Genomic DNA, 24,361 nt, shown 5'->3' on the forward strand with positions numbered 1-24,361 from the left:
AAACGCGGGATTAACGTGCGCCCATAGGGGAGGGCTGGCAGATGTCAGAAAGACCTTATCGACATATTTTTGATCTCGGGAGAAACATCATGGATCGTCGTTCATTTATTCGTGGCGCAGGCGTTGCGGGGGCAGGGGCCGTTGCTTCATCGCTGGCCGCACCCGCCGTCGCCCAAGGCAACATTACCTGGCGCATGGTCACCACCTGGCCGAAAAACTTCCCCGGTCTGGGTGTCGGCGCGCAGCGTCTGGCAGACCGCATCACCGCCGCTTCCGGTGGCCGCCTGACGGTCAAGGTTTTCTCGGCGGGCGAACTGGTGCCGCCGCTGCAGTCGCTGGACGCGGTCATCGACGGCACAGCCGAGATGAGCCACGGTGCCGCTTACTATTGGCAAAACAAATCGCCGGCGCTGTCCTTCTTTACCGGCGTTCCTTACGGCATGACCACGCCAGAACTGACAGCCTGGATGCGCTATATGGGCGGTCAGGAAATCTGGGACGAGATCTATGACCAGTTCGGCGTTCAGGGCTTCCTGTCGGGCAACACCGGCACGCAGACCGGCGGTTGGTTCCGCGACGAACTGACCAGCCTTGACGATGTCAAAGGCGTGCGCTTCCGGACCCCCGGCCTTGGCGGTCGCGTATGGGAGAAACTGGGCGCCACGGTCACCAACATGGCCGCGGGCGAGATCTTTCAGGCGCTGCAATCGGGCACGCTGGACGCGGCCGAATTCGTCGGCCCCTACAACGATCTGGCGCTCGGCTTCCATCAGGTTGCCAAGAACTACTACATGCCGTCCTTCGTTGAATCCGGCCTCGCGACCGAGCTTGTCGTCGACAAGAAGAAGTATCAGGAACTGCCCGAAGACCTGCAGGCGATCATCCGTGATGTAAGCCAGGCGGAATACGATCAGGTCGCGGCAGACTTCTATGCCAACGATCCACGCGCGCTGAAAACGCTGGTGGAAGAGCACGGCGTGACCGTCCGCAACTTCCCCGACGACATCATGGAAGCCGGTGCCAAAGCCTCGGTCGAGGTGGTCGAGGAACTGCGCAGCAGCGACGACCCGCTGGTCAAGAAAACCGCCGACAGCTTTGTCGAAGCGCTGAACCTTGTCCGCACCCGGACAGAGAACATCGACAGCCCCTACATTCAGGCGCGTCAGAGCTTCCTGAAATACTAAGTTCCGCCCGTCGGATACAGAAAAGGCCCGGTGGAAACACCGGGCCTTTTTGTTTGCTGGGGCAGGGGTGTTAGCCTGCGATCAGTTTGGGCAACCAGGTCACGATCTGCGGGAACATGAACAGGATCGCGATTGCCACCAGCTGCAGCATCACGAAGGGCAGGATGCCCTTGTAGATCGCGCTGGTGGGCAGGTCCGCCGGGGCGACGCCGCGCAGGTAGAACAGCGCAAAGCCGAAGGGCGGGGTCAGGAACGACGTTTGCAGGTTCACCCCCACAAGCACACCCAGCCAGATCGGATCGACATCCAGCATCAGCAGCACCGGTGCGGTGATCGGGATCACGATAAAGATGATCTCGAAGGTGTCGAGGATGAAGCCCAGGAAGAACATGATGATCATCACCACCGCCACCGCAGCGAGCGTCCCGCCCGGCAAGTTGCTGAGGAATTCATGCACCAGATTGTCGCCGCCCATCATGCGGAACACGACCGAAAAGACCGAGGCCCCGAGCAGGATCACAAAGACCATGCTGGTGATTGTGGCCGTCGATACCATCGTTTCCTTGAGCACGCCAAAGGACAGACGCCAGCGCAATGCGGCGAGGATCATGGCCCCGACGGCACCGACGGATGCGGCCTCTGTCGGGGTGGCGATGCCGCCCAGAATAGACCCTAACACGGCCAAAATCAGCGCCAGAGGCGGGACAAGCGCCACAAAGACCTCGCGCAGCAGCTTTGATTTCTCATCCGCTGGAACGGGGGTGGCCGGGCAGGATTTAGGGTCTGTTGCGGCTTTGAACAGCACATACCCGAGGTAGAGCGACACGAGCAGCAGCCCGGGCAGCAGGGCGCCGGCAAAGAGATCCCCGACAGAGACAGGCGTGGGGGCAAAGTTGCCCTTGGCCATCTGCACCTGCGAGTTGATGCCTGACAGCATATCGCCCATGAAAATCAACACGGTAGAGGGGGGGATGATCTGGCCCAAAGTGCCGCTGGCGCAGATCACGCCGGTGGCCAGTTTCGGGTCATAGCCCGCCCGCAGCATCGCGGGCAGCGAGATCAGCCCCATCGTCACCACGGTCGCGCCCACCACACCGGTAGAGGCCGCAAGCATCGCCCCGACCAGCACCACAGAGATCCCAAGCCCGCCGCGCATATTGCCGAACATCTTACCCATGGTGAGCAACAGTTGTTCCGCGATCTGGCTGCGTTCCAGCATCACCCCCATGAAGATGAACAGCGGCACGGCAACGAGCACTTCGTTCGTCATAAAGCCGATATATCGGTTGGGCAAAGACCCGAAGTTGGACGGGTCGAACACGCCCAAAGCCATGCCTACACCGCAGAATAGTAACGAAGTCCCGGCGAGGGTGAAGGCTACGGGGAAGCCCAGAAGCAAAAAGCCGATGACCCCAAAGAACATCAGCGCGGCGAGCATCTCGCCAATCATGATCGGGTCCATCAGGCGGCTCCCTCGGTGGTGGCGGGTTTGATGGCGTCCGGGCTGTATTGCATCGCGGCGGGCACAAGATCAGCCCTGCCACCAAGCACCAGAATGGACCGGATCGCCATGGCAATGCCTTGCGCCGCAATCAGGGCCGCAAAGACGATGATAAAGGTTTTGAGGATATAAAGCCCCGGCATCCCGCCTACATTGGCAGAGCCTTCGTGATAGCCCCATGCGCGCTGCACGAAGGGCATCGAATAGATGTAGACGATCCAGGTAAAGGGCAGCAGAAAGACGAACACCCCGATCAGGTCGGTGATCGCGCGGGTGCGCAGTTTGGCGGGACGGTAAAAGATATCGACGCGCACGTGATCGTCGCGCAGCAGGGCAAAGCCTGCCACCGCGGTGAACATCGCCCCGTTCAGCCAAATATAGAGATCCTGCATCCAGACGTAGCTGGTGGCAAAGAGGTATCTTTGTACCACTACGGTAAAGCAGACGACGACAATGGCCAGCGCGAGCCAGGAAAAGACTTTTCCGATAATCAGATTAACAGCGCAGATGAGGGATGCTACTCCAGCGAGAAAACGCACATTCCACCCTTTTCTATGGTTTCTATCGTTCTTAACGCATGTCAATCAAAGTGCCGCAGGGGAATGTCAAGCGGGGACAGTTGTTTTCAAGCAGCGGAAAATTGCGAATGTCTGTTCTGGCAAGTCGACCTAAGAGATACCTTTTGACTCGGGCCGCAACTTTAGGTTACGGATTCGCCATAGCGTGCGACGGTTAGTAAGTGCCCAGATCTAAAGATAATAAGTATAGATGTCAGCAACAGTTCAACTCATTCATAATGAAACCGGCACTCTTCTTAGAAGAGAGGAGGACAGGGCGGTTTTTTCGGTCACGGCACCTGATGACCTTGTTGTCAAAGTCCCGCTAAGGCCCGTCAGCGAGTCCGCGCGCGGCGGCATAAAACCGTTTCTGCACAAGCATTTTCCCATGGCACCGCATCGCGCGTTGTTTCGCGAGGTGAACCACGACATCACCATACGAATTCGCAGCTACCAGATGGGGCATGCGTCGCCGATCGCGTCCACCAATGGCATCATGCGCACCGATCACGGGTTGGGCCTTTTGATGCAACGTGTGGGGCCGGCGACAGGCGGGCTGGGGCTGACGCTGGATGAATTCATTGCACAGGACCTGCTGGATACGCCGGCGCTGAAAGCTTTGAACGACTTTTCCCGCGCGATGTTTGCGCTTGGGGTGGTTGCGCCGAACGTTGGCCCAAGAAACATCGTTTGGGGCGAGCAGGACGGGACGTGGCGACCGCTGATCGTGGACGGCTTTGGCGATCACAGCGTGACCAAGCTGCCGTCTTGGATACCGTTTCTGCGCCACTATGGATTGCACCGCGGGATGGAGCGTACGGCACGTGACGTCGGGCTCCGGTGGTCGCGCCGCAAAAAGATGTTTCTGCGGGCAGATTCTGGTGCGCTCGACTAAGGTTACTCTTTTTGCTTATTCCGCCGGAAGCTGGGAATAATACAGCGCCAGCGCCTCTATCTCGGCATCTGACAGATTGCGGGCGGCTTTTTCCATCAGCTCTTTGCGGGGGCCGCCGCCGCGTGTGCCATCGCGCCAAAGCTTCAGCTGCTGCGCCAGATAGGGGCGCGGCTGGCCGCTGATGCGCGGGAAGCCGGGTTTGGTTTGGTCCAGACCGGGGCCGTGGCAGGACGCGCAAGACGGCGCGTCGATATTGCCGATGGCGGCGACGCCGGCCCCTTGCTCCATCAGCTCAAGCTCTGCCGGGGGTAGGGGGGCTGTCGGGGTCGGGCCATCGGGCGCGGATGCGGCATAGTGGCGTATCACACGGGTCAGGTCATCGGGGGGGAGCTGCGTTGCCGCATGGGCCATAAAGCCGCTGTCCCGCGCGCCCGTTCGATAGGCGATGATTGCGTCCTGCATGTATCCTTCGTCGAGGATATCGAGGCGGGGGATATGGCCGTTGCCTTGACTGTCGCCCGTCGCGCCGTGGCAGGTGGCGCAATAGGTCAGCGCGGTGTCGTCGGCCGGTGCGTCTGACGCCAGCAGCGCGTCAAAGCCCGCGCCTTCCATCTTTCGGACATGGGTGAGGAAGGCGACCATGGCCCAGATCTCGTCCTCGCGGTTTTCGGCGGGCCAGTAGGGCATGCCGCTCATCTTGACGCCATCCTTGACGATGGTGAACAGATGTTGCGGCTGCCAGTCGGCGACGGCGTCGGTGATATGGGGCGGTTCGGGCGACATGGCGTCGGCGGTGGCGGAGTGGATCCGGTCGGGGGCAGCGTGGCAGAAGCTACAGGCGCTGTCGAAATGCCCCGCGCCGAGGGCGACGAGATCGGGGTCGGACAGGTCGGGCACCTGTTCGGCGTCGGGGGCGCGGAGTTTGACCGACTGGCGATAGGCGGTGTGCAGCACCCAGGACACGCCCGGAATATGGCCCGCGCGGGCAGAGACGTTGAACAGCCCCAGCCCCACGATGGTCACCGCGCCGACAGCCCCCAGCAGGGCCAGAACGATCAGGGTTTTGATCACAGTTCTCATTGCGTTTGCTCCGTTACGTTTGGGGTGCGGTGTCGGTGCTGCGCAGGTCACGGCCCACCAGCCACAATCCGGCGATCAGATAGACCGGTGTGCCGATGCCCAGCATCAGCAGCCCGCCCAGTTGTTGCCCGCCAAGGTCGGCGGCGCGGCCGCAAATCTCGGCAAAGACATCGCGGGGGGCGAGGATCAGCAGCGCCCCCAGTAGGGTCATATGCATCGAGGTCAGCAGCAGCGATCCGGCCCCTGCCAGCCCGTTGTGCGCGCGCAGGGCGCTGACCCAGACTAGCAGTCCGACGATCAGGAAACTGCCCTGCTCCAGCGCAAAGCCCGCGGGCAGCAGATAGGCCATCCCGTGCAGCTGCGGCAGATGCCATGCCCAGACCACCATGAATTCAAGCACCGTTGCGATCAGCGGAGAGATCATCAGCCAGCGCAGCCGGTCCCCCAGTCCGAAGGCGAGCAGCGGTGCGACCACGGCGACCAGCCCCATATGGCGCAGCATATGGACGGGGAAGGCGGCGCCGGTCAGCCGTTCCAGCGGCACCAGCCAGAGCAGGCCAAGCAGGACAAACCCTAGATATGTCGCGGCGCGGGTCATGCGCAGCTGGCGATCAGGAGCACGGGGAGCGAGACATAGATCACCCCGACCGCCGAGATCAGCGACAGCAGGAAGGCCGCGTGGCCCATGAACTGGTGGCGGTCCTCGTTGTTGCCCGCGTCGTTTTCCCATTCGCGGTCGCGCACCACATCCCATTGCCGCCACGCGCCCCAGCCCAGCCAGACGATCGCCGCCAGAACGCCTATGGTCAGCAGCCCGATGCCGAGGCGCAGCGTGCTGAGGTAATCCACGCCGAGGATGTGATCGGCGCAGAATACGGTTGTGGCACCGTAGCAGATCACGAAATGCAGCGCCCAAAGCGTGGGGCTGAGGGCGAGCCGCCAGAGGCTGTCTTGTTCCTCGTGGAATTCCTCTTGCTCTTCTTCGGTGGAGATCTGGTTCATGCCAGCAACCTTGGGGCCACGCCCAGAATAAAGCCGGTGACCAGTGCGGTCAGCACCATGAAGTGCCAGAACAGCGTCACGTTGCACAGATCGGCGTCATATTGCGGGGTCACCTTGCCAAAGATCGACCCTGCCAGCGCGTAAAGCTGCATGATGATCCCCAGCACGGAATGCGCCACCAGCCAGACCATCAGCGCCCACATGGTCGCGGGGTAGACATGGGTCGTGGGCTCAAGATCGAGGACCGACACGATGATCAGCCCCGCCCCGCCGAGGGTGCAGGTTGCGGCCCCTGCCAATGCGAGGCGTGCCAGCGTGATATGGCTGCGTTTATTGACCTCGCGCGCGAGCACGGTCGCGGCCCATGAGACGACAAACAGCGTAACCCCGAGCGCGACGGCGGCGCCCGTCGCGTGGTCCGCTCCGATGGTGATAAAGTCCGGGCGCGCGGTCCAGTAGAAGAAGAACCCGAAGACGAGGCTGGCGAAGGCGGTGCTGTCGCCCAGCATCGTGATCCAGACCGCCCACCACCCGACAGAGGTCGGCCCCGAGGCGTAGGTCGGCAGGCTGAGGCCAAGACCCACGTCCTTACGCTCCTGATCCGGCACCTGTGCCGTGCTGGTCCAGAGCCAGTAGAGCACGCAGACAATGGCGAAGGCGCCGCAGACGATGGCGGGTTCGTAGATGTGGAAGGTGGGGAAGATGAACGCACCGCCGGTAAAGAACGCGGCGAGCATGGTGATCCACGCGGGGCCGGTGACGCGCTGCACCATCAGCGGTTTCGCGTCGATGACCGAGGTGATCAGCGTCTCGCGTTTGCCCTCGGGGGCGTCGGGCAGATAGTAGCGGCCCGCGTCCATACGCTCGACCAGTTTGGGCTGGTCCCACAGGGGGTAGCGCGAGGTGATATAGGGCACCGAACGGTTGCCCCATGCCTCTTCGGGCACGTCATGAGCCCATTCCAGCGTACCGCCGCCCCAAGGGTTGCGCTTGATCTGCCCCTGATACGCTTTGGGCCGCAGCAGGTCGTAAACGAAGACGGCAAAGCCTGCGGCGGTGATATAGGCCCCCACGGTGGACATCATATTGAGCCAGTCCCAGCCCGCGCTGCCCGGATAGGTGAAGATCCGGCGCGGCATCCCCTTGAGCCCGGTCAGATGCATCGGCAGGAAGGTGACGTTGAAGCCCACAAAGATCAGCCAGAAGGCCCAACGGCCAAGGGTTTCGGACAGTAGCTTTTTGCGGAAGAAGGGGAAGAAATAATAGACCCCCGCCATGACCGGAAAGACCATGCCGCCGAACAGTGTGTAATGCAGGTGGGCCACGACGAAGTAGCTGTCATGCGCCTGCCAGTTGAAGGGCACGATGGCCAGCATCACGCCCGTCAGACCGCCCGCCACAAAGATCGCCAGCGCCCCCGCGATCCAGAGCATCGGCAGGGTCATCTTGACCCGTCCCACCATCAGCGTCGCGACAAAGGCGAAAAGCTGGATGCCGGTGGGGATCACCACGGCCTCGGACGCCGCAGAGAAGAACCCCAGACTGATCTGGGGCAGGCCGGTGGTGAACATGTGATGCACCCACAGCCCGAAGGACAAGAACCCCGTGCCGACCGCGCTGAGCACGATCCACGAATAGCCCACGATGGGCGTGCGGGCGACGGTGGGCACGATCATCGCGGCGATCGCGATGGAGGGCAGGAAGATGATGTAGACCTCCGGATGGCCGAAAATCCAGAACAGATGCTGCCAGAGCATCGGGTCGCCACCCCGGACGGGATCGAAGAACGGCCAATCGAAGGAGCGTTCGAGTTCGAACAGGAAATCCCCCGCGATCAGCGGCGGGAAGGCGAAGAGGATCATCCCGCCCACGACCATCACATACCAAGCGTAGAGCGGCATGATGTTGACGCGCATCCCCGGCGGGCGGCATTTGAGCGCGCCGACGATCAGCTCGACCGCCGCGGCGATGGAGGCGACCTCGATAAACGAGAGGCCCAAAAGCCAGATATCGGGGCCGATGCCTTCTTCCTTCGTGGCGAGCGGGGGGTACATGAACCAGCCCGCCTTGGGGCCGGAATCGAACAGGATGGACCCGAAGACAAAGATGCCGCCGATCAGGAAACACCAGTAGCCATAGGCGCTGAGCCGCGGGAACGGCATGTCGCGCGCCCCCAGCATCCCGGGCAGCAGCAGGATCGAGATCGCCTCGAACATGGGCACGGCAAAGAGGAACATCATCGCCGAGCCGTGCATGGTGAAGAACTGGTTATAGCGGTCGGCGTCGAGGAAATCATTCTCGGGCACGGCAAGCTGGGTGCGCATGAGCACCGCAAGAATACCCGCACAGAGCATGAAAAAGAACGCGGTCATCGTGTACCAGATGCCGACCTCGGTGTTGTTCACCGCCGACCAGTAGCGCCAGCCTTGCGGCGTTTTCCAAGCCGCACGCAGACGTTTTTTCTGCGCCTCCTGAACCTCCTGCGGGACGGGTTCGGCGAGCATATCCTCGGTCGGGGGGTAGGTGCCTTCGGGGTCCAGCACATCGGGGTATCTGCGGGTCATTCCAGCCCCCCCAGATAGGCGGCGAGCGCCGCGAGGTCGTCGTCGGACAGGAAGTCATAGGTGGGCATATTGACCTCGGGTTTGATCGTGTCGGTGTGGCCGATCCATGTGGCGATGGCCTGCGCGTTCAAGGGAAGGGTGCCTGCGGCAAGCGAGTGGCGATTTGCCAGATGGGTCAGGTCGGGGCCGGTCTTGCCGATGGCTTTGGTGCCACGAATGCTGTGGCAGGCGCCGCAGCCTTCATCAAGGAACAGGGTCGCGCCGGCCTGGGCCAGCGCGCCTTGGGGCGGCTTGGCATCGCGCGCCTCTGCGCTCAGCCATTGGTCGAATTCATCGGGCGGCATCACCACGGTTTCAAAGGCCATCAACGCATGGGAGGCGCCGCAGAATTCGGCGCATTGGCCCCGGTAGATGCCGGGATCGGTGGGCGCGAGGGTCATGCGGGTTTCGCGCCCCGGGAACATATCGGTCTTGCCGCCAAGGGCCGGCACCCAGAAGGAGTGGATCACCCGATGCGCGTTCAGCACAAGCTCGGTCCGGGCACCGGCGGGCAGGCGGAGCTCATTCGCCGAGACGATTGTTCTGGTCTCCCCTTGCTGTTGGTATTCGACGCGCCACCACCATTGTTCGGCGGTGACCCGCACGACCAGCCCGTCCCCTTCGGCGCGGGTCGGTCCCATCAGCGGCAGGGAATAGATCAGCAGCCCCCCCAGCAGGACCACGGGAAAGAGGATGCCCCCGCCGACGATCAGCATCTCGGCGGTGCGGCGGCGCATGGCACCGGGGTTGATGCGTGTGACATAGACGAACAGCAGCGCGACAAGCCCCCACAGGATCACCGCGCCGACCAGCATCACCCAAAAGAGGTTCAGCACATCCGCCGCGTCCTGACCGGCGGGGGCCAGCACGGATTGACGCCCCTCGCAGCCTGCCAGAAGCAGGGCGGCCGGGGCGATTGCATAGATGCGCCAAGGGTATTGCAAGGGGGCTCCTTTCACTCTGACAATTTGTCCATGTCCGAGGCAAGCGGGTCTTGCCCCTTTGATTTCATGTAGAACACGGTCGCACCCCATAGCACCACACCCAAGCCGATCAGCACCGCGGCGATCAGGTATTGCACGCTGTCGCGCCCCGTCCACGGGCCGACGAAAAAGGCGCAAGATATCGCGCCGATATAGGGCAGGCCGAGGGGGCTGGTGAAATGGTCGTGGTCCACCGTATCGCTGCGCACTACCAGCACGGCGATATTGACCAGCGTGAACACCGCAAGCAGCAGCAGCGCCGTGGTGCCCCCCAGATCAGGCACCGCGCCGACAAAGGTGATCAGCGCGATCGCCAGCCCGGTGGTAAAGACGATGGCCGTATAGGGCGTGCGCCGCTTGGGCAGCACCTTGCCCAGAATGGAGGGCAGGACTTTTTCCTGCGCCATCCCGTACAGCAGGCGGCTGGCCATCAGCATGTTGATCAGCGCGGAATTCGCCACGGCGCACATGGTGATGATGCCGAAGACGCTGAGCGGGAACCAGGGCGCGCCGGCTTCGACGACCTTGAGCAGGGGGGTGGCCCCTTCGCCCAAGGCCTTTGCGTCGACAAGGGCAATGGCGGTGATCGACACCAGAAGATAGATCACGCCGGTGATCAGCAGCCCGCCGAGCAGGACTTTGGGAAAGATGCGCGAGGGGTTCTTGGCCTCTTCGGCCATGTTCACGGAATCCTCGAAGCCGACCATCGCAAAGAAGGCCAGCGTGGTCGCAGCGATCACGGGCCAGAACAGGCCCTGCTCTCCGGCGCTGCTGAAATCGAACGCGCGGCCGAAATCGCCTTGCCCGCCCATGAGCGCGGCGGCCCCGATCATGATGATGATGAGCAGGCCGGTCAGTTCGATGCAGGTGAGCACCACATTTGCCTTCACGCTTTCGCCGACGCCGCGCAGGTTGATCAGCCCCAGCAGCACCATAAAGCCGATGCTGATGGCGGTGATCAGGAAGGCCCCGTCGCCCAGACCGAAACTCTTGCCGAAATTCTCGGCAAAAGCCTGCGAGGCGGTAGAGGCCGAGGTGATCCCGCTCGACATCACAGCGAAAGCCACAAGGAAGGTGAGGAAATGCACGCCAAAAGCCTTTTGCGTATAAAGCGCGGCACCGGCGGCCTTGGGGTATTTGGTGACAAGTTCAAGGTAGCTGCAGGCGGTCACGGTGGCCAAGACAAAGGCCACGAGGAACGGCAGCCAGACGATGCCGCCGACCTTTGCCGCGACTTCGCCTGTGAGCGCGTAGATCCCTGTGCCCAAGACATCGCCCACCACGAAAAGCAGCAGCAAGCCGGGCCCCATCACGCGTTTGAGTTCGGTTTTCTCGCCGTCTTGATCCGGCGCCTTTGAAACATCCTTGGTCATGGGACACTCCCTTCCCCCCTTGCCGGGGGCGTGGCCCCGACATCACAGCCGTCACCAGTTCACGCCCGTAGCGACGGCTAGCCCGTGGCGTCTTGTGCGCTGCCGCCTTTCTTGCGGATCACGCGGTAGATGTAGGTCAGCACCAAGGCGCCGATGACAACGTTGGACACGGGGTTCATGTAGTCCGCGACCAGATCGTATTGCGACCCGAGCGCGTAGCCGAGCCCGGTCAGCAATGTGTTCCAGATCACCGTGCCCGCCAGCGAGAAGGCCAGAAACGGCAGGTGATGCATCGGCGTCAGCCCCGCGGGCACCGAGATCAATGTGCGGATCGCGGGCACCATGCGCCCCATGAGCACGGCCAGATTGCCGTGGCGGTCGAACCAGTCCGACGCGCGGTCAAGATCCTCGGGGGACATGGTGAGCCAGCGGCCATGCTTTTCCAGAAGGCGCCGCACGCGGTCGCGCCCGATCTTGCGCGCGATGATATAGTAGAGGTAGGTGCCCGCCAGCGACCCGATGCTGCCCGCGATCACCACGCCGACAAAGTTCATCTGGTCCTGATAGGCCAGATACCCCGCCAGCGGCATGATCAGCTCGGACGGGATGGGCGGAAAGACGTTTTCCGCGAACATCAGAAACGCGACGCCCAGATAGCCTGCGGCGTCCAGCAGGCCGGTGATCCAGTCAAACATGGGGTTTCCGGTTCTGTTGCGTTGCGGGGGAGGGGGCGTTGAGCGTCATTGAGGGTCTTTCGTCGTCAGCGGGTTGGCCACGCGTTCATAGTATTCACTGATGGCGCGCATATCCTCGGGGGTCATTTTGCGGGCGATGGCGGACATCATGCCGCCAAAGTCATTGTCCCGCTGGCCGCGTTTCCAGCGGTCCAGTTGCAGCACCATGTAGTTGGCGTATTGACCGGCAAGATAGGGCACCGAGGGCGGGTTGCCCGTGCCGTCGGGCCCGTGGCAGTTGGTGCAGGCGGGCAGGCCCTTGTCGGGCGACCCGGCCCGCGCGATGGCGGCACCTTTCTGGATATCTTGTACCGAGACCTGCCCGCGCGCCACCCGCAGCGGTGCGGCGAGAGAGGCGTAATAGGCGCTGACCGCGGCGCGGTCGTCTTCAGAGAGGGATTGCGCGACGGGCGTCATCAGGTCGTCGGGCCGCGCGTCGCTGGCATAGTCGTCCAGCTGCTTGTCAAGATACCACGCCGGTTGTCCGGTCAGCCGCGGGAAGCTGCCCGACCCGTCCCCCTGACCATCAACGCTGTGGCAGGTCACGCAGGATTGCACATCGCCCGCGCCTTGCAGGGCGATGGCCTGCCCCCGTGCCAGCGTGTCGGCGTCGGGCGGCGTATCGACCGTCATGTTGAACAGATCGCGCGCCGTATCATAGGGCTGATCCGCAGGGATCGCCTGCGCGGTGGCCAGCGCGGGCAAAAGGGCTGCGAGGGCGAGGCAGAGCAGGGGGCGGTGCGGGATGTTCATGGGGGCTCCTCTGCTTCAGGCGTCCATCAGCGGGCGCGGGTTGGCGATATAGTCGTTCTTCATGTGATCGAGCGTCCAATAGGCGACGCCCATCAGCGGCCCCGTGGGGTTGTAGCCAAGGTTCTGCGGAAACAGCCCTGCGCCAAAGACAAAGACGTTGTGATGATCCCACATCTGGCCAAAGCGGTTCACGACGCTGGTGGTCGGGTCCGTGCCCATAACCGTGCCGCCGGTGTTATGGGTGGTCTGATAGGGCACGATGGAATAGTCACTGCCCTCTGCCGCGCGGTTGCTGGCGGAGGTGGATGTCACGTTCTCCATATTGCGCGCGATCTCATGCGCCTTGCCCATCACATAGTCGGCCATGCGCCGGTCGTTTTCGGGGAAGTTGAAGGTCATCCGCAGCAGCGGGCGGCCATAGGCGTCTTTCCATGTTGGATCGAGGTCAAGGTAGTTATCGGGCGTCGCCATGGATGACCCGTGGACGGTCAGGCTGGCGTGGTGCAGGTAATTCTCGCGCACCGCACGTTTCCAGTCGGCGCCCCATGCGGGCGTGCCTTTTGGCGTGGGCTGGTAGTTGATCGGGCGGCCATTGGTCTGCGTGCAGGCGATATAGCCGCCGCCCAGAAACCCCAGATCGCTGTGGTCAAAGTTGTCGCCGTTGAAATCGTCGATCACCGTGCCAAGCGCCCCCGCCCCCATAAAGGGGTTGGTCACCACCTGATCCTCAAAGAACACGTTCACGCCTGCCATCGTCTGATAGGCATAGTTCCGGCCCACGGTGCCCGTGCGGGTTTTCGGGTCGTAGGGTTTACCCAGACCGGAGACCAGCATCAGATGCGCGTTCCACAGGCCATAGGCGTTCATGCAGACGATATCGGCGGGCTGGAACACCTCTTCGCCCGCGTCGGTCAGATAGGTGACACCGGTGGCGGTCTTGCCGTCCTCTGACTTCTCGACGCGCAGGACCTGCGCCTGATAGCGGATCTCGAAGTTGTCGTGGGATTTGATCTGGTCAAAGACGCAGATGATCGGGTCGGCCTTGGCGTAGTAGCCACAACCGAAACGTTCGCAAAAGCCGCAATAGGTGCAGGGATGCAGCTTGGCCCCATAGGGGTTGGTGTATTCCTTGGTGGCGTTGGCGGCGGGCATGGGGAAAGGGTGATAGCCGAGCTTTTGCGCCGCCTCGCCAAATTTGGTGGGGCCGATGGGCTGGCGCATGGGCGGGTTGGGATAATCAGCGCTGCGGGGGCCTTCGAAGGGGTTGCCGCCTTCACGCGGGCCGTCAGCCATCTGGCCTGCTGTGCCGGAGGTGCCGCAGATTTTCTCGTAGAAATCAAAATGGGGCTCAAGCTCGTCATAGGTGACGCCCCAATCCTGCACATTCAGATCATCGGGGATGAAGTCGGCCCCATAGCGGTTTTCGTAATGGCTGCGCATCTCGAGGTCAGAGGGCAGAGGCCGCCAAAGCTGGCCATTCCAGTGGATGCCCGCGCCGCCAAGCCCGGCACCGGGCAGGAACGACCCGAGCCTGCGCATCGGCAGCGCCCGTTGGCTGGCAATGTTGCGGAAGGTCAGGGTCTCTTTGCGGGTGTTGATCATATGCGCGTGGTGCACCGCATATTTCAGTTCGTCATGTTCCTTGGGGGCGGCGAAATCATCGGCGTCGTGGCGGTAGGATCCGCGTTCCAGCACCACACAGCGTTTGCCAGCGTGGGCAAGTTCATATGCAGCTGTCAGACCCGTCCAACCGGCCCCGATGATGACCACATCTGTTTTCGCCAGCCGCCGTGCCATGATCTACCTTTCCCAGTTGAAGTCGCTTGTGCCCGGTTGATGCCCGATGCCCATAGGGGGCTGCCGGTAGGGGCGATTGTGGGCGTCGACCGTGTCGGTGAAATAGCCGAAGGCCCCGGGGAAGCCGACCATATGCCAACCGGCATAGCCCTTGTTGCCGCCATAGATCGGGTCGGCAAAATAGCCCTGGTTCGTCAGGGCGTGGAGTTCGGTAAAGAAGGTTTTGGCCCCGACACGACCGGCGAGCGCGGGCCTATCCTCGGACAGGCCGGTCATCAGCTGGTCGAGCGCGGATTGCGGTTGTCCGTCAAGCGGGCCGATGACGGTCTGCATCGCTGCCAGCCCCTCGCGCCAGAGCTCGGCGGGGCGTAGGGGGGATTGATAGCCTTGCTCGGGCGTGCCTTGGGGGTGGGGCCCGTCCATATACAGGTGTTCCCCGCGCCCATATCCGCCCGCGAGTTGCAGGTCGATGAAATCGACCACGCCGGCCTGACTGGCCGAGGGGAAATCATCCTGCGGGATCAGCGTGTCACACAGCAGTGCGAGGCTTCGGGCCTCGGGATCGGTCAGGAAGGTGAAGGGGGTGCCATCGAGGGCGGCAAAGGCATGGCGCGGCAGGGACGCAAGGCCGACTGCGGCACCGAAGCCGAATAGAACTGATCGTCTGGAATACGTTGGCATACGAAACCCAAATGATTGGTCATTTGTCTAAATAACGCCCGCGTGAGCGAGATGTTCCGCAGTTTTGCAAAAAATTTTGGCGAAACTAGTCGTGGCGTTTCTGCCGGGGGCGGTCTAGTTTGCGCGGGCCGAAACAAACTCACACAGCCATGTGACTGGTTCTTGGGAACTGGGTCGCGCTATTGGGGGTTACATCGTCAAGCACTAACTAAATAGGAGCGTGCACGCATGCTGACCAAACGCCATTTTATCACCAGCTCCGCTGCCGCGTTGTTCTCTGCCCCTCTGGCCCCCAGTCTCGCCGCCGCTGCGACGACAGACAAGTCGATGTGGGACGCATGGGATGCGCAGGTAACGCCAGCGGGCTACGATCCTGCAACGACGAACCCCTGGGGCGTCGCGCCCCGCTTTCTGCCCCAACTGGTAGAGGCGAACCCCGGTCTGACGCCGGGCGATATCCACGTCGATGCGGTCGCGCGGTATCTGTATCACATTCAGGACAATGGCACGGCTATGCGCTATGGCGTGGCGATTGCGCGGGGTAACCTGTACGAGCCCGGCACCTATTCGATCAAGCGCAAGGCGAAATGGCCAACCTGGACGCCGACGCAGAACATGATCCGCCGCGATCCAGAGCTTTATGAACAACACGCCGATGGGATGGACGCAGGCCCGCAGAACCCCTTGGGGTCACGCGCGCTGTATCTTTTTGTCGGTAACCGCGACACCTATCTGCGCATCCACGGGTCGCCTAACCCGCAATCGATCGGCGGGCGTGCAAGCTCTGGCTGCGTGCGGATGATCATGGCGCATATCAACGATCTGTACGAGAACGTGAACACCGGATCGCGCGCGGTCCTGTACCCGCCGGAAGAGCTGGTGACGGCTGCGACCTAAGTCGGGACCTTTGCAGACATGAAAAGGCCGCCCGAAGCGAGATGCTTCGGGCGGCCTTTTTACGTCACGACGCGGGGCGCGATTAGCCCGCCGCAGCAGCCGCGATCGTTTGGGTGCAGATCGGGCGGCCGTTGTCGGCGCGCAGGGGCAGGAAGGTGGTTTCGACCGGCCCGCGGTAGCGATAGACGTAGCACCCGTTGCTGGGGTCGATCTTAACCGCGGTCAGATCCTGGTTCTTGGCAGCCACCAAGCGCACCCCTTCGGGCAGCTCGGTGAAAAACCCTTGGTCGTTGGTCATCTTGTCAGTGGTGGTCTGTACATCCGCACAAGCAGCCAGCGCCAATACGGCACAGCCTGCAATCCAAACCCGAACGCTCATCGTGATATTCCTCATATGAATTTGCTATGCAGCTAGGGTATTTCGCCGGAGTTGTAAAACAAGGGCGCGTGTTTCTGGGTCACAAACTGTTGCATTGCTGCCGATGGCCGTGACTAGTCGTGCTCTTCATAGGTGCCCGCGTGTTTTTCAAGCTTGCGCACCAGCGCGATGATGATCAGCGCGAGGATCACGGTCATGCCCGCAATCGTCCATTCGCCTAAGCCACAGGCCACGCCAACGGCGGCGGCGACCCACATGCTGGCCCCCGTTGTCAGGCCGCGCACCTTGCCTTGGGAAAAGACGATCAGCCCCGCGGCAAGGAAAGCGACGCCGCTGGTCACCGCCTCGATGATACGCAGGGGGTCCATCCGGATGGTGTCGCCGAATTCGGCGCTGCGGGCGAGCAGGGCGAGGGTCAGCAGGCAGTAGATGCACGACGCGAGGCCGATCAGCATATGCGTGCGCAGACCCGCAGGCCGTTTGGAGGTTTCGCGTTCAAGCCCGATCAGCCCGCAGAATACCACCGTCGCAAGGGTGCGGGCCACAACGACCGACAGGGGCAGGCTGGGGGCGAGGGCGAATTCGTTCAGCAGATCCTCCCACATCAGCGTGTCTCCTGCGCGCAAGACGGGTGCGGGAGAGGGGGGCAGGGGGCGGAACTGGGCATAGGGGCAATCCGGTCTCTTGAAAGCTATTGGTCTGGATGTAGGGCAGTGACAGAAAAAGACCGCCCCCGATGTGGGGACGGTCTGCGTCGTTAACTTCTGTGGATCAGATCCAGTAGTTCGGCACCATATAGTGTTCGTGGGTCCGGCGTTCCCATTCGCGGTCTGTCACCCAACCGTCGCTGCGGGTTGGTGCGCCTTTGACCTGCTCTTCGGTGATGTCGGTCACGAAGCCTTCTTTGGTGGTGTCGTATTCAAGCTTGCCCCACGGCACGGGGTGGTGATCCTCGCCCAAGCCCAGAAATCCGCCAAAGCCCATCACGGCATAGGCGACCTTGCCGGATTGCTTGTCGATCATCAGATGATCAATGGACCCGATATGCGTGCCGTCGCGGCTGTAAACAGTCGTACCATTCACGTCAGAGGAAGATACGAGGCTAGAATGTGATGTCGCAGTCATGTCGAAACTCTCCTGTGTTGTGGTTACCTGTAGTTGAAACGATAGAGGCGGCGCGGCGGTTCCGCGTCCTTCGGCGGACGGCTAACTTCTGCCGATGCGCGTGGTTTGGCCGTGTGGGCACGGGGGCTTGGAACTTTGGGTAAATGCGGCGGGTTGGTCTTTGATCAATCGACCACAGCTGGCCGGTTCAAACCCAAGCATGAAAAGGGAGATTCCAATGAAATTCGCACTAACCACCGCCGTTGCCTGCGGGCTGATGACAAGCGCCGCTTTCGCCGCCGAGACGACTGCGCCGGTTATGGATGCCGAGGGCGCAGAGGTCGGAACCGTGACGGTTCAGGATACCGAGTCCGGCGTGGCGCTGGCAAAACTGTCGCTGTCCAACCTGCCCGCAGGGGGCATCGCGGTGCACCTGCATGAAACCGGTGATTGTTCGGGCGACGGGTTCAAATCCGCTGGCGGACATATCGCGGGGGACCGCGAGCATGGCGTGTTGACCGCCGGTGGCCCACACCCCGGAGATATGCCGAATGTCACGGTGGGCAGTGATGGCACCGTAGAGCAGGAAGTGTTCCTACCGTTCCTGAATGTCGAAGAGCATCTGATGGATGACGACGGCGCTGCCTTTGTTATCCACGGCGGGCAGGACGATTACAGCTCGCAACCCTCGGGTGATGCGGGCGACCGGATTGCCTGCGGTGTCTTTGGTGCTGATCCCGCCTGATCCCCCTTCGGCAAACGATGATTTGAACGACCAAGGCCGCGCCCCCACTGGCGCGGCCTTGCTTTTGCTGGCATAGGCTACCGCTGGCACCCTGCGCGGGCAGGGGGCAAACCGCCGGATCAATCAGCAAGGTTTCCCATGGCAAAAACACCCAGCCCCTGCATCGACGTGTGCAAGTTCAAACGCGAAGGCCATTGCATCGGGTGTTCGATGACCAAGGCGCAGAAATCCATGTTCAAGTCGCTGAAAAAAGAAAGCCACCGCGTCGGCTTTGTTCAGATGCTGACCGCGCAACAGGAACGTCTGGGCAAATACAGCCATTGGGATCTGGCCTATCGCAAGAAGCTGGCAAAACGCAAAATCGCGGCCGAGAAGCTTCTCTAGCCGCGATTTGATTTTGGGTGCTGACGGGATCAGCGGGCGGGCTATTTAGCCTGCGAGGTGTGCGCGCAGGAACCACGCGAATTTCTCGTGCTCTGTCCCGCGTGCGATGCACAGATCTTCTGTCAGCGTGTCGCCGTGGTCGGCGGCCAATTGGCCCGCGCCCGCGATGGTGGAGGCCAGCGTTTCCTGCGCTTCCATCATGATGCGGATCATTTCCTTGTCGTTGGCGTGGCCATCATGTTCGTTGATCTTGGACCGCTTCAGCATGCCTGCAAGCATCCCTTCGGCATGGACATCAAGGGCGCGAATACGCTCTGCCAGATCATCCTGCGCGACAAAGTGGTCTTCGTAGATCTTCTGGAACAGGTCGTGCAGCGGGCCGAAACCCATACCTTTTACGTTCCAGTGAAAGTTTTGCGCCAGCATTGTCGTCACGGCGGTTTCCGCAACGCATTGGTTCAATGCATCGGCGATTGCTGTTTTTGCATCGGTTGTCAAAGCAGCTGCTGTCTGGTTCATTTTCTCGTCCCCAAGTGATTAAAATTCTGACTGGCTGGCACGGTACTAGCTTGCTGTCCATTCAACATAGACACCAAAAACGGTTTGCCAAGGTCTTTTTGGAATTATTCTAAACTTGAGAAAACTGCTCGGAAATCTGGCCAAGAAGATAGCCGATATAGCGTCGGTCCGCAGGGGCCACGCGCGACTTGATCAGGAAGTTGAGACTGGCGGGATCGTTCTCGCGGATGCTGGTCAGGCAGCGCAGGATCCAGGCTTCGTCAAACGATAGCGTGTCTGTGCCCGGCGCGCACCAGACGACCTTGCGCTGGATCGCATTCGGCAGACATTTGATCAGCGTATCCACAAATGTGCGTTTCGCGTCCTCGCCATCAAGGCTGAGCAGGGCGCAGGCTTCGTAAAGATCCGTGCGCGCGGCGACGCGGCAGGCCATCGCCGACATCCGGAAATGGGTCAGCGCGGTGCGTTGTTCGGGGGTGATACGGGGGGCGGGAGCCTGTGCCGGAGCGTCGTCGCGGTCGAGGATCGGAAGGGTCGCCAAAGATGCCATATCAAGAGAAGTCCATACATGGGGCAGGGTTGGGGCCTGTCCGGTTGAATATCTTACTTTATTTATAGGGTATAAGCATCGCCCCGACAAGGGGGAGTGTTTTAGTGGGGTATTTGAAAATATTATGTAAATACATGGGTGTAGGCAGGATGCCGCTTGTGACGGCCAAGTTTGTGACGCAGCGGCTTGCCCCGACGCGCCGACCTGATTAGGTCTCGCGCAAGTGAATACCTTACTATTTCAGTTTGACAATAGCCGCGGGGCGGTTCATTTCCGACTAAAACAGTAAGGGACAGAATTCCATGCAAATTTCAAGGATTGCCTTGGTGGCCGCGCTGGCCGCATCACACCCCGCCTATGCGCAGGAGGCGGATACGCTTGATCTGGGGACGCTCACGCTTGAGGCGGAAAGCGATGCGACGCTGCTGCAAAACGGGTATGTGGCCGAATCGGGGCGTCAGGCCACGCGCGTAGACACCCCCATCCGTGACATCCCCCAAACGATCAGCACCGTCGGGCAGGACCAGATCGAAGATCAGGAGCCGCGCACGCTGCTGGACGCGTTGGGCTATACCTCGGGGACGAATGTCACCAACTTCGGTTTCGACTCGCGCTATGACGCTGTCTATCTGCGCGGTTTCTCGGCCTATTATGACGGGTTGTTCCGCGATGGCCTGCGTCAGGTGAACGGGCCGTCGGCGTGGTTCCAGAACCACCCCTACACGTTCGAAGGGGTTTCCGTGCTGAAGGGGCCATCGTCGTCGATGTATGGCGTCAGCGGCGCAGGCGGTTTGGTGAATATCATTTCCAAACGCCCCAAGGACGACGCCTATAACGAGCTCAAGCTGACCTTTGGCACCGACAGCCGTAAAGAGCTGGCGTTTGATTTCACCGGCCCCGTCGGCACCGACGGACGGCTCAGCTATCGTCTGACCGGTGTGGCGCGGGATGCGGATACGCCGCTGCCGGGCTATAGCGACGATCTGGCGCTGCTGGCCCCGTCCTTTACCTATCAGTTGACGGATCGGACCAAGATCACCGTACTGACAGAATATTCTGAATCAACCCGCGGCGGTACGGCGTCTTACTACAACCCGTCGCAGGGCGAAGCGTCTGATATCTATGTCGGCGATCCTGATTATAATGACTTTGTGAACGAACAATGGCGCGTCGGCTACGAGCTTGAGCACGAGATGGACAATGGCGTGACCCTGCGCCAGAACCTGCGGTATTCCGAAGTGGATGCGGATCTTGAGTTCAGCGGCATCTATGCGGCGGGCACGGGTTTCGGGCGCTACTGGGGCCATTACCTTGAGAACTCCGAGAATTTCTCGGTCGATACCTATGCCGAGGGGCATTTCTCTACCGGTGCGTTTGACCACACGGTTGTGGCCGGTTTCGATTACACGCAGTCGTCCTATGACGCCTATTATGGCGGTGTCGGCTATGTCTCTGCTGCCGACACGGACGCGGTGGATCAGCCCTATTCCAACGGTCAGGAAATGTATCAGTATGGCGTCTATGTGCACGACCAGCTGAGCTCCGGCCCCTGGACGATGTTCCTCAGCGGCCGCTACGACTGGGTCGACATGACCACCTTTGATGCCAATCAGAACGGCACCGATACATCGCACAACGGGTTCTCGGGTCGTGTCGGTCTGAGCTATGCGTTCAACACCGACCTGTCGGTCTATGCCAATGTGTCGAGCTCTTTCGTGCCGACCACAGGGCTGGTCTATGACGACAGCAGCGATCCCAACAGTGGCCGCGCAGCAGAGCCGACGCGCGGGCTGCAAAAGGAAGTGGGCGTCAAATACCAGCTGCCGGGCACGGAAAGCCTGATCACCGCGTCGCTGTTTGACATCCGCCAAGAGGACGGGGTTGTCTTCCAAACGGTTGATCCGGCCACGTTCAATGGCTTGAACCAGGTGCAGGTGCCCTATGACCTGCGCTCGCGCGGGCTGGAGATTGAAGGCCAGTTCAACTTTGCCAATGGTTTGCGCGTGACCAGCGCCTATACCTATCTGGATATGGAGATCGAGGCAGGGTCGACCGGCACCGTGGGCAACCAGCTGTCGGCCACACCGAACCATACCGCATCGATCTGGGGCTTTTACGAGCCGCAAAGCGGGGCGTTCAAGGGCTTTGGCTTCGGGGCGGGTCTGCGCTATGTCGGCGAAAGCTATGGCAACGATGCAAATACCTACAAGAACGATGCCGAGGTCTTTGCCGATCTGTCGATGTCCTATGACTTTGGTGAAGTCGGCTATGACGGGCTGAGCGCGCAGATCAACGTCAAGAACGTCTTTGACAACACCGACCAGACCTGTAGCGCGGACTATTGCTATCGCTACGAAGGGCGCACAGCGACGGCCAGCGTCAGCTACCGCTTCTGATGGCGCGGCTTGAGGGAACTTGGGGTGTCGTCGGCGCGATCGGCGGCATCTATATCGCGCAAAGCGTGATTGCGGGCGTCACATGGTCGGGGTTGCCGGGGGTGTTGCGCGCGCAGAACCTGCCGCTGGATCAGATCGGGTTGATCTCGGTGCTGGTGTTGCCTTGGGCGCTCAAGTTCCTTTGGGCACCGAGGGTTGAACGGTTCCGCCTGCCCGACGGCGGGCGGGACCGGTCGGTCACGATTGTAACATTGGGCGCTGCGGTGGTGATCGCGGCGCTTTTCGTGGTGGGGCTGATCGGCCCGTCGCCGGTGCTGCCTGTTCTGGCGGTGCTGATGGTGGCGGCCTTTGCGACGGCCACGGTAGATATTGCCTGCGACGGCTATGCCGTGGCGGCGTTGAAGGAGACGCAATACGGTTGGGGCAACGCGGCGCAGGTGGGCGGTGCCTATCTAGGGGCTGCGATCGGCGGGGGCGTGTTCCTGATCCTCGTGGACCGCGCCGGATGGCTGGTGGGCGCATGGGGGATGGCGGCGGTGATTGCTGTGCTCTGCGTCCCCTTTGCGATCATCGCGCGGGCGAAAACCGCGCAGGCGCGACCGCATCAACCGCGGCTTAGAACCGCCTTGGCCCGCGCCGAGGTGCGTCAGGGTTTGCTGGTCGCGGCGCTTTATGTCGTGGCGCAGAAAACCGCGATGGGGATGTTCGGGCCTTACTTTATCGATGCGGGCTATGATCTGGGTCAGCTTGGACTGCTCAGCGGGGTCGGCAGCCTGACCTTGGGTTTTGCGGGGGCGATGACCGGCGGCGCAGTGGTGCGCCGTTTTGGCACCCGCGTGGTGCTGGCCGGCGCGGTGGCGCTTCAGGCGCTGATCCTCGGGGTGGTTGGCCTGTCGGCGGCGGGTGGCGTTTTAGCCGCTGCAACGGTGGCCCCGATTGCGATGGTCAGCAGCGCGGCAGTCATGGCTTTCGGGTTCGTCGCCCTTTACGGGCAGTTTATGAACTGGTCCGACCCGCGGCAGGGGGGCGTCGATTTTACCTTGTTCCAATGTATGGATGCGGCGGTGAGCATGGTCTCGGGCATGGTCGCCGGGGTCATCGCCGAGCATCTTGGTTACGGTTTCTTTTTTGGTGTGGCCTGTGCCGTCTCGCTTGCGGCATTGCCGCTGATCTGGCGGGTCTCGGGGCAGCGCGCACCGCAACAGGGGGTGGCCCATGTCTGATCACACTGCACAAACCGAATTGCCCGGCGTCAACTTCGCCGCCCTGCGACAGGCCACCTTGGCCGAAGCGGCAGAGCATGACCTGCACGTCGAACAGGATGGCGCACAGGGAATTGTCGTGGGCACCTATTATGGGCGGATCGCCTTTGCCCCGTCCGGTGCCCATTGCAGGGCCGAGATTTCGACCGCGCGCGCCGATTTTCTGCAGACGTTAAAGGACAGTCTGGTGGATCAGATCGGCAGCGTCATGCCCGATGCGGCGCAGGCGATCCGCTGGTCGGATGGGATACGTCAGGGTGCCTTGCCCGATAACGCACGGTTGATGACGGTGCAGCACCGCGAGATGCTGGATTGCGGGTTTATGCGGGTCACGCTGGCGGGCGATGTGGCGCGGTTTTCTGACAGTGCGATCCATTTCCGCCTTGGCATCGCGCAACCGGGCAAGACCCCCCAATGGCCCCGCATCGGAGAGAACGGGGCAACGGTCTGGCCCAAGGGTGAGCACAAGCTGCATCTGCCGGTCTACACCGCGCGGCGGGTGGATCGGGAAAACGGGTTGTTGGTGTTTGATCTCTTTATCCACGAAGGCGGGCGTACCACCGATTGGGCGCGCAGCGTTGAACTGGGGACGCAGATCCTTGTCACCGGACCGGGGGGCGGCGGCTGTACGATCACGGGGCCGGTGTTCGGATTTGCCGATGATACCGCCTTTCCGGCCATCGCCCGTATCATGGAGGCGAACCCCGATCTGACCGGGCGCATCATGCTGTATCCATCGCATGTAGATGCCGCACATTATCCGCTGCCAAAGCACACAGGACTGGAGGTTGTTATCGCCAGCGAGGCCGCGCGTCCCACGATGGGGCAGGCGGCCTGCGACGCGGTTTCATCTGCGGCGGACGGGTTTTTATGGTTCGCGGGGCAAAAGGCGATGGCGACGCAGGTGCGCAAGACGTGGAAAGAGTACGGCGGCGCGGCCGAGCGGTCTTACATCTCGGCCTTTTGGTAAAACCCTGTTATC

General features: G+C 61.7%; 25 protein-coding genes. 8 read left to right on the forward strand and 17 right to left on the reverse strand.

Annotated features, from left to right (window positions below; all coding sequences use genetic code 11):
- Nucleotides 1–89: 89 nt before the first annotated feature.
- Complete coding sequence (locus B4F27_RS16095; protein ID WP_286760141.1) at nucleotides 90–1,184, forward strand: TRAP transporter substrate-binding protein; 1,095 nt, start codon at nucleotides 90–92, stop codon at nucleotides 1,182–1,184.
- A gap of 70 nt (nucleotides 1,185–1,254) precedes the next feature.
- Here B4F27_RS16095 and B4F27_RS16100 read toward each other — a convergent pair whose 3' ends face one another.
- Together B4F27_RS16100 and B4F27_RS16105 are read right to left on the reverse strand one after the other, a co-directional pair.
- Nucleotides 1,255–2,646, reverse strand: coding sequence for a TRAP transporter large permease (locus B4F27_RS16100; RefSeq protein ID WP_286760142.1), 1,392 nt, complete (start codon nucleotides 2,644–2,646; stop codon nucleotides 1,255–1,257).
- Nucleotides 2,646–3,224 carry a TRAP transporter small permease subunit gene (locus B4F27_RS16105; protein WP_174226630.1) on the reverse strand — a complete coding sequence of 193 codons (579 nt, stop codon included), beginning with the start codon at nucleotides 3,222–3,224 and terminating at the stop codon, nucleotides 2,646–2,648. Before B4F27_RS16105 ends, B4F27_RS16100 begins: the two co-directional genes overlap by 1 nt.
- Nucleotides 3,225–3,453: 229 nt before the next feature.
- On the opposite strand from B4F27_RS16105, the gene B4F27_RS16110 reads away from it, so the two are divergent.
- On the forward strand, nucleotides 3,454–4,137 hold the full coding sequence (locus B4F27_RS16110; RefSeq protein WP_074637155.1) for a YrbL family protein: 684 nt from the start codon (nucleotides 3,454–3,456) through the stop codon (nucleotides 4,135–4,137).
- A 15-nt stretch (nucleotides 4,138–4,152) separates the two neighbouring features.
- On the opposite strand, the gene B4F27_RS16115 is transcribed toward B4F27_RS16110, so the two are convergent.
- The 10 genes from B4F27_RS16115 to B4F27_RS16160 form a co-directional block, all read right to left on the reverse strand.
- Nucleotides 4,153–5,217: a c-type cytochrome gene (locus tag B4F27_RS16115; protein ID WP_286760143.1), complete on the reverse strand. Its 1,065-nt coding sequence runs from the start codon at nucleotides 5,215–5,217 to the stop codon at nucleotides 4,153–4,155.
- Between the two features lie 13 nt (nucleotides 5,218–5,230).
- The gene (locus B4F27_RS16120) at nucleotides 5,231–5,815 is read right to left on the reverse strand and encodes a cytochrome c oxidase assembly protein (protein WP_286760144.1); all 585 of its coding nucleotides are present in this window, start codon (nucleotides 5,813–5,815) and stop codon (nucleotides 5,231–5,233) included.
- Entirely contained in the window at nucleotides 5,812–6,219 is a 408-nt protein-coding gene (locus B4F27_RS16125) for a hypothetical protein (RefSeq protein WP_132998019.1), read from the reverse strand. The genes B4F27_RS16120 and B4F27_RS16125 overlap by 4 nt, the downstream gene beginning before the upstream one ends.
- The gene (gene ctaD, locus B4F27_RS16130; RefSeq protein ID WP_286760145.1) at nucleotides 6,216–8,783 is read right to left on the reverse strand and encodes a cytochrome c oxidase subunit I; all 2,568 of its coding nucleotides are present in this window, start codon (nucleotides 8,781–8,783) and stop codon (nucleotides 6,216–6,218) included. Before ctaD ends, B4F27_RS16125 begins: the two co-directional genes overlap by 4 nt.
- Nucleotides 8,780–9,766, reverse strand: coding sequence for a cytochrome c oxidase subunit II (coxB, locus tag B4F27_RS16135; RefSeq protein ID WP_286760146.1), 987 nt, complete (start codon nucleotides 9,764–9,766; stop codon nucleotides 8,780–8,782). Before coxB ends, ctaD begins: the two co-directional genes overlap by 4 nt.
- An 11-nt stretch (nucleotides 9,767–9,777) precedes the next feature.
- Nucleotides 9,778–11,178 carry an APC family permease gene (locus B4F27_RS16140; RefSeq protein ID WP_286760147.1) on the reverse strand — a complete coding sequence of 467 codons (1,401 nt, stop codon included), beginning with the start codon at nucleotides 11,176–11,178 and terminating at the stop codon, nucleotides 9,778–9,780.
- A gap of 77 nt (nucleotides 11,179–11,255) precedes the next feature.
- Nucleotides 11,256–11,873: a DedA family protein gene (locus tag B4F27_RS16145; RefSeq protein ID WP_286760148.1), complete on the reverse strand. Its 618-nt coding sequence runs from the start codon at nucleotides 11,871–11,873 to the stop codon at nucleotides 11,256–11,258.
- 45 nt (nucleotides 11,874–11,918) lie between these two features.
- Nucleotides 11,919–12,665 (reverse strand): c-type cytochrome, encoded by a 747-nt coding sequence (locus tag B4F27_RS16150; RefSeq protein ID WP_286760149.1) that lies wholly within the window; start codon nucleotides 12,663–12,665, stop codon nucleotides 11,919–11,921.
- 15 nt (nucleotides 12,666–12,680) lie between these two features.
- Nucleotides 12,681–14,462 (reverse strand): GMC family oxidoreductase, encoded by a 1,782-nt coding sequence (locus B4F27_RS16155; RefSeq protein ID WP_286760150.1) that lies wholly within the window; start codon nucleotides 14,460–14,462, stop codon nucleotides 12,681–12,683.
- 3 nt (nucleotides 14,463–14,465) lie between these two features.
- Nucleotides 14,466–15,143 (reverse strand): gluconate 2-dehydrogenase subunit 3 family protein, encoded by a 678-nt coding sequence (locus B4F27_RS16160; protein WP_009824247.1) that lies wholly within the window; start codon nucleotides 15,141–15,143, stop codon nucleotides 14,466–14,468.
- Between the two features lie 228 nt (nucleotides 15,144–15,371).
- Between B4F27_RS16160 and B4F27_RS16165 the strand changes: the two genes are divergently transcribed.
- Nucleotides 15,372–16,040: a L,D-transpeptidase gene (locus B4F27_RS16165; protein ID WP_009824246.1), complete on the forward strand. Its 669-nt coding sequence runs from the start codon at nucleotides 15,372–15,374 to the stop codon at nucleotides 16,038–16,040.
- Nucleotides 16,041–16,122: 82 nt separating this feature from the next.
- Here the strand turns inward: B4F27_RS16165 and B4F27_RS16170 are convergent, their stop codons facing one another.
- The 3 genes from B4F27_RS16170 to B4F27_RS16180 form a co-directional block, all read right to left on the reverse strand.
- The gene (locus B4F27_RS16170) at nucleotides 16,123–16,419 is read right to left on the reverse strand and encodes a hypothetical protein (protein ID WP_037953403.1); all 297 of its coding nucleotides are present in this window, start codon (nucleotides 16,417–16,419) and stop codon (nucleotides 16,123–16,125) included.
- A gap of 113 nt (nucleotides 16,420–16,532) precedes the next feature.
- Nucleotides 16,533–17,024 carry an MgtC/SapB family protein gene (locus B4F27_RS16175; RefSeq protein WP_074637142.1) on the reverse strand — a complete coding sequence of 164 codons (492 nt, stop codon included), beginning with the start codon at nucleotides 17,022–17,024 and terminating at the stop codon, nucleotides 16,533–16,535.
- A 166-nt stretch (nucleotides 17,025–17,190) separates the two neighbouring features.
- Nucleotides 17,191–17,544, reverse strand: coding sequence for a PRC-barrel domain-containing protein (locus tag B4F27_RS16180; RefSeq protein ID WP_174226631.1), 354 nt, complete (start codon nucleotides 17,542–17,544; stop codon nucleotides 17,191–17,193).
- A 217-nt stretch (nucleotides 17,545–17,761) separates the two neighbouring features.
- On the opposite strand from B4F27_RS16180, the gene B4F27_RS16185 reads away from it, so the two are divergent.
- Together B4F27_RS16185 and B4F27_RS16190 are read left to right on the forward strand one after the other, a co-directional pair.
- Nucleotides 17,762–18,268 carry a superoxide dismutase family protein gene (locus tag B4F27_RS16185; RefSeq protein WP_005848745.1) on the forward strand — a complete coding sequence of 169 codons (507 nt, stop codon included), beginning with the start codon at nucleotides 17,762–17,764 and terminating at the stop codon, nucleotides 18,266–18,268.
- Between the two features lie 138 nt (nucleotides 18,269–18,406).
- Nucleotides 18,407–18,652: a DUF1289 domain-containing protein gene (locus tag B4F27_RS16190; protein WP_005848743.1), complete on the forward strand. Its 246-nt coding sequence runs from the start codon at nucleotides 18,407–18,409 to the stop codon at nucleotides 18,650–18,652.
- Between the two features lie 45 nt (nucleotides 18,653–18,697).
- Here the strand turns inward: B4F27_RS16190 and B4F27_RS16195 are convergent, their stop codons facing one another.
- Both B4F27_RS16195 and B4F27_RS16200 read right to left on the reverse strand, forming a co-directional pair.
- Entirely contained in the window at nucleotides 18,698–19,171 is a 474-nt protein-coding gene (locus tag B4F27_RS16195) for a Dps family protein (RefSeq protein WP_005848741.1), read from the reverse strand.
- A 109-nt stretch (nucleotides 19,172–19,280) separates the two neighbouring features.
- Entirely contained in the window at nucleotides 19,281–19,721 is a 441-nt protein-coding gene (locus B4F27_RS16200; RefSeq protein ID WP_286760152.1) for a hypothetical protein, read from the reverse strand.
- Between the two features lie 302 nt (nucleotides 19,722–20,023).
- Here B4F27_RS16200 and B4F27_RS16205 point away from each other — a divergent pair, with 302 nt between their 5' ends.
- From B4F27_RS16205 to B4F27_RS16215, 3 genes are read left to right on the forward strand one after another with little or no spacing between them, the layout of a single operon-like run.
- Entirely contained in the window at nucleotides 20,024–22,117 is a 2,094-nt protein-coding gene (locus B4F27_RS16205) for a TonB-dependent siderophore receptor (protein ID WP_286760153.1), read from the forward strand.
- Nucleotides 22,117–23,340, forward strand: coding sequence for an MFS transporter (locus B4F27_RS16210; RefSeq protein ID WP_286760154.1), 1,224 nt, complete (start codon nucleotides 22,117–22,119; stop codon nucleotides 23,338–23,340). Before B4F27_RS16205 ends, B4F27_RS16210 begins: the two co-directional genes overlap by 1 nt.
- On the forward strand, nucleotides 23,333–24,349 hold the full coding sequence (locus B4F27_RS16215; RefSeq protein WP_286760155.1) for a siderophore-interacting protein: 1,017 nt from the start codon (nucleotides 23,333–23,335) through the stop codon (nucleotides 24,347–24,349). Before B4F27_RS16210 ends, B4F27_RS16215 begins: the two co-directional genes overlap by 8 nt.
- The last annotated feature ends 12 nt before the right edge of the window (nucleotides 24,350–24,361 follow it).

The sequence above is a fragment of the Sulfitobacter sp. UBA1132 genome (assembly GCF_002311545.1).
In the GTDB taxonomy this organism is placed as follows: domain Bacteria; phylum Pseudomonadota; class Alphaproteobacteria; order Rhodobacterales; family Rhodobacteraceae; genus Sulfitobacter; species Sulfitobacter pontiacus.

Bases quoted from the DNA above. Each gene is read 5' to 3' on its own strand.
- B4F27_RS16120 (WP_286760144.1), bottom strand. From the start codon at position 5,815: ATGACCCGCGCCGCGACATATCTAGGGTTTGTCCTGCTTGGCCTGCTC.
- B4F27_RS16165 (WP_009824246.1), top strand. From the start codon at position 15,372: ATGCTGACCAAACGCCATTTTATCACCAGCTCCGCTGCCGCGTTGTTC.
- B4F27_RS16175 (WP_074637142.1), bottom strand. From the start codon at position 17,024: ATGTGGGAGGATCTGCTGAACGAATTCGCCCTCGCCCCCAGCCTGCCC.
- B4F27_RS16185 (WP_005848745.1), top strand. From the start codon at position 17,762: ATGAAATTCGCACTAACCACCGCCGTTGCCTGCGGGCTGATGACAAGC.
- B4F27_RS16180 (WP_174226631.1), bottom strand. From the start codon at position 17,544: ATGACTGCGACATCACATTCTAGCCTCGTATCTTCCTCTGACGTGAAT.
- B4F27_RS16190 (WP_005848743.1), top strand. From the start codon at position 18,407: ATGGCAAAAACACCCAGCCCCTGCATCGACGTGTGCAAGTTCAAACGC.
- B4F27_RS16155 (WP_286760150.1), bottom strand. From the start codon at position 14,462: ATGGCACGGCGGCTGGCGAAAACAGATGTGGTCATCATCGGGGCCGGT.
- B4F27_RS16200 (WP_286760152.1), bottom strand. From the start codon at position 19,721: ATGGCATCTTTGGCGACCCTTCCGATCCTCGACCGCGACGACGCTCCG.
- B4F27_RS16170 (WP_037953403.1), bottom strand. From the start codon at position 16,419: ATGAGCGTTCGGGTTTGGATTGCAGGCTGTGCCGTATTGGCGCTGGCT.
- B4F27_RS16095 (WP_286760141.1), top strand. From the start codon at position 90: ATGGATCGTCGTTCATTTATTCGTGGCGCAGGCGTTGCGGGGGCAGGG.
- B4F27_RS16110 (WP_074637155.1), top strand. From the start codon at position 3,454: ATGTCAGCAACAGTTCAACTCATTCATAATGAAACCGGCACTCTTCTT.
- B4F27_RS16215 (WP_286760155.1), top strand. From the start codon at position 23,333: ATGTCTGATCACACTGCACAAACCGAATTGCCCGGCGTCAACTTCGCC.
- B4F27_RS16210 (WP_286760154.1), top strand. From the start codon at position 22,117: ATGGCGCGGCTTGAGGGAACTTGGGGTGTCGTCGGCGCGATCGGCGGC.
- B4F27_RS16195 (WP_005848741.1), bottom strand. From the start codon at position 19,171: ATGAACCAGACAGCAGCTGCTTTGACAACCGATGCAAAAACAGCAATC.
- B4F27_RS16205 (WP_286760153.1), top strand. From the start codon at position 20,024: ATGCAAATTTCAAGGATTGCCTTGGTGGCCGCGCTGGCCGCATCACAC.
- B4F27_RS16115 (WP_286760143.1), bottom strand. From the start codon at position 5,217: ATGAGAACTGTGATCAAAACCCTGATCGTTCTGGCCCTGCTGGGGGCT.
- B4F27_RS16160 (WP_009824247.1), bottom strand. From the start codon at position 15,143: ATGCCAACGTATTCCAGACGATCAGTTCTATTCGGCTTCGGTGCCGCA.
- B4F27_RS16140 (WP_286760147.1), bottom strand. From the start codon at position 11,178: ATGACCAAGGATGTTTCAAAGGCGCCGGATCAAGACGGCGAGAAAACC.
- ctaD (WP_286760145.1), bottom strand. From the start codon at position 8,783: ATGACCCGCAGATACCCCGATGTGCTGGACCCCGAAGGCACCTACCCC.
- B4F27_RS16145 (WP_286760148.1), bottom strand. From the start codon at position 11,873: ATGTTTGACTGGATCACCGGCCTGCTGGACGCCGCAGGCTATCTGGGC.
- B4F27_RS16125 (WP_132998019.1), bottom strand. From the start codon at position 6,219: ATGAACCAGATCTCCACCGAAGAAGAGCAAGAGGAATTCCACGAGGAA.
- B4F27_RS16150 (WP_286760149.1), bottom strand. From the start codon at position 12,665: ATGAACATCCCGCACCGCCCCCTGCTCTGCCTCGCCCTCGCAGCCCTT.
- B4F27_RS16100 (WP_286760142.1), bottom strand. From the start codon at position 2,646: ATGGACCCGATCATGATTGGCGAGATGCTCGCCGCGCTGATGTTCTTT.